This window comes from Actinomadura bangladeshensis (assembly GCF_004348335.1).
Lineage (GTDB): Bacteria > Actinomycetota > Actinomycetes > Streptosporangiales > Streptosporangiaceae > Spirillospora > Spirillospora bangladeshensis.
This window is the reverse complement of record NZ_SMJW01000510.1, coordinates 1-1,937: the sequence shown is the minus strand read 5'-3', so window position 1 is coordinate 1,937 and position 1,937 is coordinate 1. Positions and strand designations below refer to the sequence as shown.

The following is a 1,937-nucleotide window of genomic DNA, read 5'->3' as shown; positions in this document are numbered from 1 at the left end:
GCCTCGTCGCTGAGGAGAGGACCCTGCGCGGCAGCTACCTGGGCTCCTGCGTCCCGCGCCGCGACGTCCCCCGCTTCATCGCCATGTACCGCAACGGCACCCTCCCCGTAGACGCCCTGCTCTCCGGCCGCCTCCCCCTGGACGACATCAACGAGGGCTTCGACCACCTCCACACCGCCAAGGCCGTCCGCCAGATCGTCACATTCTGAGGACGCCCAACCCTGCGTCCCAACGACCTGAAACACCCCCAGCGCCTCCCACACCCGCGACCGGGCCCAGCCGCAGGAATCACCAACCACTGCAGCAGGGCTTCGGCCCGCCAGCCCAGCCACCGCCCCTGACCCGGTCAGGATCGGTCACGGGCCCTGGCCAATGCGACCCGGTACTCGCCGAGCCACTCGGCGTCGGCCTGGTCGGGTGGGATGCCGTCCAGCCCTTCGGCCAAGAGCGCCGCCGCGTTCGAATGGTCGCCGATGCCGAGCTGCGTGACGCCGATGTTCAGGGCGAAGAACGGCCTGGAATACCAATAGACGGGCGGCGGCGGATCGATATCGTCAGCGGCCCGGTTGGCGGCCTCGTCCAGAAAGCGTCGCGCACGGTCGGCCTCCCCGAGCGCGGCGTATCCCTGCGCGGCCCGCAACCGGTCGAACGTCGCCTGGACGGGATGGCCGCCCGGCGTGGCCAGTGCCGCCATTGACGCGCGCATGACCCCGCGAGGACGGCCCTGCTGCCGTGCGACATAACCACGGAACGAGGTGGCGATCCCCGCGACGGTGCCGTCGCCGAACTCGTCGGCCATCCAGCGGGCTTCGAACGTCCTTGAGCGTCGTCGTCAGGGCGTTGAGGTGGATGGAGACGGACCGCATGTTCACTAACAGTGATCGAAGTGCTACTCATGCATATCCCATGGAAAGGGGGCATCTTGGACGAGATTGAGCGGGTCAAGGCCCGTCTTCGGGAGGAGTTCCCGGGCTGGAGCATCATCCGGACCGACCGGGGACGCTGGTGGGCGACTCGCGGGCCCCTCACCCGTGAAAACCTCAACCGGGAGGCGTCCGCCGACGCCGACACCCCGAACAACTCGCCGAACGCATCCGGGCGGTGCTCTGTGCCCGCTGAGATCGCCGCACGCCGCCACCTGCTGCGGTGGCGGACCCGGCTGGGACGCGCCACCGCCACCCGCAACCTGGACCTGCTCGCCGTCGCCGTCCAGGCGAAGGGCTACCGGCACATCAAGCTCTACCAAGCCGGCGAACTCCCCACCCGGCCGCCGGTGCTGTGGGTCTTCGCGTTCGGGCCGGACGACCACGTCCGCGCCGCGGTGACCGTTTGCGCCACGTCCGGGCGGGAGCTGGGCCTACTACGAGGCCGGACGCGGATGGCACGGCCACCTCGCCCCGTGCGGCGACACCGCGGATGGCGTCCGGCGCGCAACGGTCACGCCCGGCCCGCCACCCCGCTCCCATGACGAGACCGCGTGTCCTCGGCCCAACGCAGTCAGCCGTCCCCGCCCCACTGCCAGGACTGAGAACGTTCCCCATGGTTCGCGGCCGTCCTCGGGCAGAGGCTGGCGGAGCGCCGCACCGTCCCGCGTCAGGGGCATCGTCCACTGGCTCCTCACCACGTGCATCCACCTGACCGCCGCCGTCCCGCGGTGACGCATGTGAGACGTGGGCGCTATTGCTTCTGAGCCGGCGCCCCCATCTGGGGGCCGGCGAGTTCGGTCGACCTGTCGCCGTCCTGGACGAGCAGTGATCCAAATACTGAGCCTTTTCCATCTTGATCGTGCACGCGGCGGCGGCGAGTCACGGGCTTGTTGCGGTAGGCGGATCCGGTCGGTGACGCGGCGAGGCCCCTGGTAGATGCGAAGTCGACCAAAACAACCGCACTGCCAGGAGCCTCTGGTGCTGTTCTACCGCGCTGCGCTGGATCTGTCG

Annotated in this window: 2 protein-coding genes and 1 pseudogene; 2 read left to right on the top strand and 1 reads right to left on the bottom strand. The window is 69.8% G+C overall.

What is annotated here, in order from left to right:
• Nucleotides 1-209: pseudogene (locus E1284_RS40445) on the top strand (alcohol dehydrogenase); the annotation flags it as partial.
• A gap of 137 nt (nucleotides 210-346) precedes the next feature.
• Here E1284_RS40445 and E1284_RS40440 read toward each other — a convergent pair.
• Nucleotides 347-799 (bottom strand): hypothetical protein, encoded by a 453-nt coding sequence (locus tag E1284_RS40440; RefSeq protein WP_131945395.1) that lies wholly within the window; start codon nucleotides 797-799, stop codon nucleotides 347-349.
• Between the two features lie 123 nt (nucleotides 800-922).
• Between E1284_RS40440 and E1284_RS40435 the strand changes: the two genes are divergently transcribed.
• Nucleotides 923-1,468 carry a hypothetical protein gene (locus E1284_RS40435; RefSeq protein WP_131945394.1) on the top strand — a complete coding sequence of 182 codons (546 nt, stop codon included), beginning with the start codon at nucleotides 923-925 and terminating at the stop codon, nucleotides 1,466-1,468.
• Nucleotides 1,469-1,937: the final 469 nt, after the last annotated feature.

Bases quoted from the DNA above. Each gene is read 5' to 3' on its own strand.
- E1284_RS40440 (WP_131945395.1), bottom strand. From the start codon at position 799: ATGGCCGACGAGTTCGGCGACGGCACCGTCGCGGGGATCGCCACCTCG.